The sequence below is a fragment of the Endothiovibrio diazotrophicus genome, assembly GCF_054657215.1.
On the sequence record NZ_BAAHXB010000179.1, the window covers coordinates 1 to 6363 of the forward strand.

7 protein-coding genes are annotated in these 6363 nt (G+C 69.3%); all 7 read right to left on the bottom strand.

Annotation, left to right across the window (positions count from 1 at the left end):
* Positions 1–48: 48 nt before the first annotated feature.
* Entirely contained in the window at positions 49–687 is a 639-nt protein-coding gene (queE, locus tag ACYQ2W_RS24815) for a 7-carboxy-7-deazaguanine synthase QueE (RefSeq protein WP_459873463.1), read from the bottom strand.
* Positions 688–809: 122 nt separating this feature from the next.
* Complete coding sequence (gene ybgF, locus ACYQ2W_RS24820) at positions 810–1622, bottom strand: tol-pal system protein YbgF (RefSeq protein ID WP_459873465.1); 813 nt, start codon at positions 1620–1622, stop codon at positions 810–812.
* Positions 1619–2179, bottom strand: coding sequence for a peptidoglycan-associated lipoprotein Pal (gene pal / locus ACYQ2W_RS24825; RefSeq protein ID WP_459873467.1), 561 nt, complete (start codon positions 2177–2179; stop codon positions 1619–1621). Before pal ends, ybgF begins: the two co-directional genes overlap by 4 nt.
* A 133-nt stretch (positions 2180–2312) precedes the next feature.
* Positions 2313–3620: a Tol-Pal system beta propeller repeat protein TolB gene (tolB, locus tag ACYQ2W_RS24830; RefSeq protein ID WP_459873470.1), complete on the bottom strand. Its 1308-nt coding sequence runs from the start codon at positions 3618–3620 to the stop codon at positions 2313–2315.
* 179 nt (positions 3621–3799) lie between these two features.
* Positions 3800–5047 carry a cell envelope integrity protein TolA gene (gene tolA, locus ACYQ2W_RS24835; protein ID WP_459873472.1) on the bottom strand — a complete coding sequence of 416 codons (1248 nt, stop codon included), beginning with the start codon at positions 5045–5047 and terminating at the stop codon, positions 3800–3802.
* Between the two features lie 10 nt (positions 5048–5057).
* Positions 5058–5480 (bottom strand): protein TolR, encoded by a 423-nt coding sequence (gene tolR / locus ACYQ2W_RS24840; protein WP_459873474.1) that lies wholly within the window; start codon positions 5478–5480, stop codon positions 5058–5060.
* Positions 5481–5499: 19 nt separating this feature from the next.
* Positions 5500–6258: a protein TolQ gene (gene tolQ, locus ACYQ2W_RS24845; RefSeq protein WP_459873476.1), complete on the bottom strand. Its 759-nt coding sequence runs from the start codon at positions 6256–6258 to the stop codon at positions 5500–5502.
* Positions 6259–6363 lie beyond the last annotated feature (105 nt).

A 6363-nucleotide genomic window follows, 5' to 3' on the forward strand; every position in this document is an offset into this window, starting at 1 on the left:
CCCAAAACAGGAAGTTATTCTTTCGCGGGCCCTAAACACCGGGCGCGCTCAACGCGCCCTCTCGTCGTCCCAGAGGATCTTGTGGAGCTGCAACTGGAAGCGCACCGGTAGCTGGTCTTCAAGGATCCAGTCGGCCAGCTGGCGCGGCTCGATCCGCCCCCAGGCCGGCGAGAAGAGCACCTCGCAGCGCCGCGCCAGTTCGTAGCGGATCAGCACCTCTTTGGCCCAGTTGTAGTCCTCGCGGTCGCAGATCACCAGCTTCACCTGGTCGTGGGCGGTGAGCGCGTCGATGTTCTCGTAACGGTTGCTCTTCAGCTCGCCGGAACCGGGGGTCTTGAGATCCATCACCCGGCTCACCCGCGGGTCGATGCCGGCGATGTCGCGCGCCCCGCTGGTCTCCAGGGAGACCGCGTAGCCGCGCTCGCAGAGCGCCTCCAGCAGCTCCCGGCACCCCTCCTGGGCGAGCGGCTCGCCGCCGGTGACGCAGACGTAGCGGGTGGCGAACTCGCTGATCCGCGCGAGGATCCCCTCGCTGCTCATCCACTCGCCCTCGCCGTAGGCGTAGGCGGTGTCGCAGTAGCCGCAGCGCAGCGGACAGCCGGTCAGCCGGATGAAGGTGGTGGGCAGCCCCACCGTGCGCGCCTCCCCCTGGAGGGAGTGGAAGATCTCATTGATACGAAGTTTCATCGATACCCGCGGTGCGAAACAGGGCGCGCCGTGCGCGCCGTCGGCCTCTCAGCCCCTCCCGACGCCGACGGCTCCCACGGGGCGCCCTATACCGGTAAATGCTGAATGCGCGCCGCGCGCATTCAGTGGCCTTCGGCCTTGAGTTTCTGCAGGCGCTGCTCGGCGAGGCGGGCGGCGGTGGAGCGGGGATACTTGCCGGTCACCTCGGTGAGCTTGGCCCGGGCGGCATCCCACTCCCCCTTCTCGTAGTGGACGAAGCCGACCTTGAGCAGGGCGTCGGCCACCTTGGTCGAATTGGGGTAGTCGTTGACCACCTTGCCGAACTCCTCCAGGGCGGCGTCGAAGTTGCGGGTGACGTAGTTGGCCTCGCCCAACCAATACTGGGCGTTGTCGGCGTAGCCGCTCCGCGGATACTCCTTGAGGAAGCCGCGGAACGCCTCCATCGCCGGCGCGTAGCGGCCCTCGCGCAGGTAGTTGAGGGCCTTCTCGTAGGCGGCACGCTCCTCGGCGGTCTGCGGCGGGGGCGCGGCCTCGGTCGCCGGCTGCGCCGCCGCCGGCGGGGCGATCGAGGCGCCACCCGCGGGGGCGGCCCCGCCGCCGGCCGGCGGCGCCGCAGGGGCCCCGGCCGCCGGCGGCTGAACGGCGACCCCACCCACCTCCAGCCCGCGCAAACGCCGGTCGAGATCGGCATAGAGATTGCGCTCGCGGGCGCTCATCTCGTCGAGGCGGTGGTTCTGCAGCTCCACCATGCCGCGCAGCTCGCGCACCTCCTTCTGCAACTGCTCCACCTTGACGAAGAGGTCGAGCAGACCACGGGAGTCCACCAGTTTCTCGACCCGGCCGAGCCGCTGCTCGACGCTTTCCGCGTGGACGGTGGCACTACCGACGGCGAGTGCCAAGGCGACGGCGGTCGCGACGGCGCCGTGGCGGCTCACTGCTGCACCTCCGGGTAGATCAGCTCGACCCGGCGGTTGAGGCGCCACGACTCTTCGTCGTGCCCCAGCGCCACCGGCTTCTCCTCGCCGTAGCTGACCGTCTGCAACTGGTCCTCCAGCGCGCCGAGGAAGAGCATCAGGGTGCGCACCGCCATGGCGCGACGTTCGCCCAGGGCGATGTTGTATTCGCGGGAGCCGCGCTCGTCGCCATGCCCCTCCAACACCAGCGTAACGCCGGGGTTGGCGGCCAGATAGGCGGCATGGGCGGCGAGGATCTCACGCCCCTCGGCGCTCACCTCGGCGCTGTCGTACTCGAAGTAGATGGTGCGCTGGGAGAGCGCGCTGGCCGGGTCGTTCAGCGCCTGTGCGTCGAAGCCGCCACCACCGGCGATCCCGGCGGTCTCGGCGCCCCCCTCGGCGGCATAGCCGCTCGCCCCCCGGTCGTCCACCGGCGCCGGGCCGGATGCGGCCTCATCCTTGGTCCCACCGGTGCTGCCGCAGGCGCTGAGCAGCGCGGCACTCCCGACCAGCATCAAAACCTTCAACCACGTACGCATAAAGCCTCCTGAAATCAGAATTCAACGGAAAAGCGCAAAGAACACACTGGTGCGGAGCCTCTCCCGCTCCATTCCCTTTGCGCCCTTTGCGCCTTCGCGCCTTTGCGTTGGATGTTTCTTCATCCCGTTCCGTTCAACGACGGCGGAACGGCGACCAGACCGGCTCCCGCACGTCGCCCTCGCTGAGCAGCAGACGCTGATGGACGCGGCCATCCACCGAGACCGCCGAGAGCACCCCACGGTTCTGGTACTCGGTGGCGTAGATGATCATGCTGCCGTTGGGGGCGAAGCTCGGCGACTCGTCGAGACTCCCCTTGGTGAGCACCCGCAGGGTGTGGCTCTCCAGGTCGTACACGGCGATGCGGAAGGCACCGCGCTCGGCATGGACCACGGCGAGCGAACGGCCGTCGGGCGAGACCGTCGGACGGGCGTTGTAGCTCCCCTCGAAGGTGAGCCGCTGGGCGGTTCCCCCGCTCGCCGCCATGCGGTAGACCTGGGGGCCACCGCCCCGGTCGGAGGTGAAGAGGATGGCGCTGCCGTCGGGCGTCCAGGTGGGCTCGGTGTCGATCGCCGCATTGGTGGTGAGCCGGCGCAGCTCCTTGGTGGCCAGCTCCAGCAGGTAGATGTCCGGGTTGTCCTCCCGCGACAGGGTCAGCGCCAGTCTGCGCCCGTCCGGCGACCAGGCGGGGGCGCCGTTGATCCCGGGGTACTCCGCCACCACCTGGCGACGGCCGGTGGCGACATCCTGGACGTAGATCGCCGAGTGCTTCTTCTCGAAGGAGACGTAGGCGAGCCGGCTGCCGTCAGGGGACCAGTTGGGTGACATGATCGGCTCGTCGGAACGCAGGATGGTCTGCGGATCCACGCCGTCGGCGTCGGCCACCTGCAGCGCGTAGCGCGACTGGCCGCCGCCGAGGCGCTCGGCGGTGACGTAGGCGATGCGGGTGGAGAAGGCGCCGGGCTGGCCGGTGAGCTGTTCGTAGACGATGTCGCTGATGCGGTGGGCGACCCGGCGCAAGTCCTCGGCCTTGGCCGAAAAACTGTAGCCGGTGAGCTGTTTCGCCTTGAACACGTCGAAGAGCTGGAACTGCACCACGTAGCCGGCGGGCTGGGCGGGGCGCAGCCGGCCGACCACCAGGCTCTCCGCACCGAGCATCCGCCAGTCGGGGAAACGCACCTCGTTGCCGGCGGTGGGGCGGCCGAGCAGATCGCCCTCGGCGATCGGGGCGAAGCGGCCGGTACGCTGGAGATCGGCGGCCACCACCTGGCCGACGTTGATCGGCGGCGGTGTGCCCGGTCCCTCCCAGCCGAAGGGGACCACCGCGATCGGCGCCGCCCCCTCGACCCCCTCGGTGATCTCGATGGTCAGCACCGCGCGCGCCGGCGCGGCCAACCAGAGGGCCAGCAACAGAAACCAAAACAGGCGGTTGAGGACGTTCACGGGCTCTCCCGTCCGACGGAAAAAGAGGCCAAAGAATACCGCAAACCGCCTGGGGGGGACAGTTGGCGACACACCGAAGATCTCAACGCAAAGGCGCAACGGCGCGAAGAACGCAAGGCCAACCGCATGACTCCTTTGCGCCCTTCGCGTCTTTGCGCCTTTGCGTCAAATCTCTTCCATCACCCCTGCGGCGAGAAGATGAACTGGATCTCCCGCTCCCACAGACCCGGATCGGGGGCCGATGGCAGCGGGGAGGCGCGGTAGACGGCCGCCTCGACGGAGCGGCGGAACGAAGGATCGGCGCACCCACCGGCATCGACGTTGACCACGTCACCGCTCTGCAACTGGGTCACCACCACGGTGCAGGACTGGTTGCGCTGCATGTCGGCGGGCCGGATCCAACTCCGCTGCACCTTCTGGCGAATCGCCGTCTGGTATTGGGCGCGCATACGGATATGTTCCCGATCGCGGACCTCCTGAAGCTGGCGCTGCTCCTCGGCAATCTGCCGGGCCATCTGCTCCTCGCGCTCGCGCTGCCGGCGCGCCTCCTCCTCGCGGCGGGCCTGCTCCTCGGCCTCGCGCCGCTTCCTCTCCTCCAATGCGGCGAGGCGCGCCTCCTCCTCACGGCGCGCCTTCTCGGCCGCCTCGCGCTTGCGCCGCTCCGCCTCGGCGCGCTGGCGCTCCTCCTCGGCCCGCTGGCGCGCCTCTTCGGCCCGGCGCGCCTCCGCGGCCTTCTGCTTCTCCAGCTCGGCAAGGCGCGCCGCCTCCTCCTGCTTGCGCCGCTCCAGCTCGGCGAGGCGCGCCGCCTCCTCCTTCTTGCGCTGCTCCAGCTCGGCCTTCTTCTTCTCCAGCTCGGCCAGCCGCGCCGCCTCCGCCTCCTTCTGCTTCGCCAGCTCCGCCAGATGGGCCGCCTCGGCCGCCTTCTGTTTCTCCAGTTCGGCCAGATGGGCAGCCTCCGCCGCCTTCTTTTTCTCCAAGGCCGCGGTGCGCTCCCGGGTGGCCCGCTCGCGCTCCTCGGCGGCACGTTCGCGTTCCGCCTCGGCCGCCTGGCGCTTCACCTCATCGGCGGCGCGACGTTTCGCCTCCTCGGCCTGCGCCTGACGCTCCACCTGCTGCTGGCGCTTCAGTTCGACAAGCTGCTGCTGTTCGCTCTCCCGCTCGCGGCGGGCCTGCTCGGCCGCCTGCTGGAGTTCCTGTTGACGCGCCTCCTCGGCGGCCCGCTTCCGTGCCTCCGCCTCCTCCAGCCGACGCATCTCGGCATCCACCTGGCGCTGATCCACGGCGGTGGCCTGGATCACCTTGCCTTGGGGCTCCGGGGGCGGCGCGGCGCGCCAGTCGAAGCCGAGCACCAGCAGCGCCAGCAGGCCGATGTGGAGCGCGACCGCGGCCAGGAAGGCGGGGAGGTTGTTGCTGATCCAGCGGAGCATCAGGGATTCTTTATTCGGCCAGGGGGCGGGTGATCAGGCCGACGCTGGGGGCGCCGGCGTTGCTCAGCACGGACATCGCGTCCACCACCCGCCCGTAGTTCACCTGGTCGTCGGCGCGAACCATCACCGGGGTGCCGGGCTTGTGACGTAGTACCGCGGCGGTGCGGGCGGCCAGGGTCTGCGCATCGATCGGCTTGTCCTGGTGATCACCGACGCTGATGAAGAAGTTGCCATCGACGTCCACGGTGACCACCAGCGGCTCCTGCTGCTGGCGATCGAGGGGCTCGGAGGCGGTTCGCGGCAGTTCCACCTGCACCCCCTGGGTGAGCAGCGGGGCGGTGATCATGAAGATCACCAGCAACACCAGCATCACGTCGATGTAGGGAACGACATTGATATCGGCCATCGGTTTGCGGCGCGTACGCGGCTTCATCGGCAGGGGTCCCGGCGGCCTAACCGGCCGCCTCCACCTCGGCCTCCGCATCGGCCGGGGCCGGCACGGGGACAGGGGTCGGTTCGGCGGCGGGCTTCGCCGGCGCCGTCTTGGGGCGGACGTGGGCCTGGCGCTGGAGCACCGTGGAGAACTCCTCGGCGAAGGTGTCGTAGCGGTTGATCAGCCGCTCCACATCGTTGGAGTAGCGGTTGTAGGCGACCACCGCGGGGATCGCCGCGAACAGCCCCATGGCGGTGGCGATCAGCGCCTCGGCGATACCGGGGGCGACCATGGCCAGGGTCGCGTGCTGCACGTTCCCGAGGGCGCGGAAGGAGTTCATGATTCCCCAGACGGTGCCGAAGAGACCAACGTAGGGGCTGGTGGAGCCGACCGTGGCGAGGAACGAGAGGTGGGTCTCCAGGCTGTCCACCTCACGGGAGGTGACCACCCGCATTGCCCGCTGCGCCCCCTCGACGATCGCCCGCGGATCGGCCCCCTGCTGCATGCGCAGCCGGGCGAACTCGCGGAAACCCGCCTCGAAGATGGTCTCCATGCCGGTGCTCGGCTTCTTGCGCTCGGTGATCTGGGCGTAGACCCCGGAAAAGTCGCCGGCGGCCCAGAAACGCTTCTCGAAGGTATCGGCGACCCGCTTGGCCCGTCCCAGGGCGGAACGCTTGAGAAAGATCATGGTCCAGGAGACCAGCGAGGCGAGCAGCAGCGCGCCCATCACCGCCTGGACCACCGGACTGGCGCCGGCCACCAGCTCCAGCATCGACATATCAATAGAGGCCAAGTCGTTTCCCACGGGGGCTCTCCGTGCGGTTTCTGCGAATTGGCGGCGATTGTACACCCCAGCGGCCGGGGGCAGTACCGGGAATCCCCC

What these genes read in the sequence shown, in the direction of transcription:
- queE (WP_459873463.1), bottom strand. Translation starts at nt 687, where the DNA reads ATGAAACTTCGTATCAATGAGATCTTCCACTCCCTCCAGGGGGAGGCG.
- pal (WP_459873467.1), bottom strand. Translation starts at nt 2,179, where the DNA reads ATGCGTACGTGGTTGAAGGTTTTGATGCTGGTCGGGAGTGCCGCGCTG.
- tolQ (WP_459873476.1), bottom strand. Translation starts at nt 6,258, where the DNA reads ATGTCGATGCTGGAGCTGGTGGCCGGCGCCAGTCCGGTGGTCCAGGCG.
- tolA (WP_459873472.1), bottom strand. Translation starts at nt 5,047, where the DNA reads ATGCTCCGCTGGATCAGCAACAACCTCCCCGCCTTCCTGGCCGCGGTC.
- tolR (WP_459873474.1), bottom strand. Translation starts at nt 5,480, where the DNA reads ATGAAGCCGCGTACGCGCCGCAAACCGATGGCCGATATCAATGTCGTT.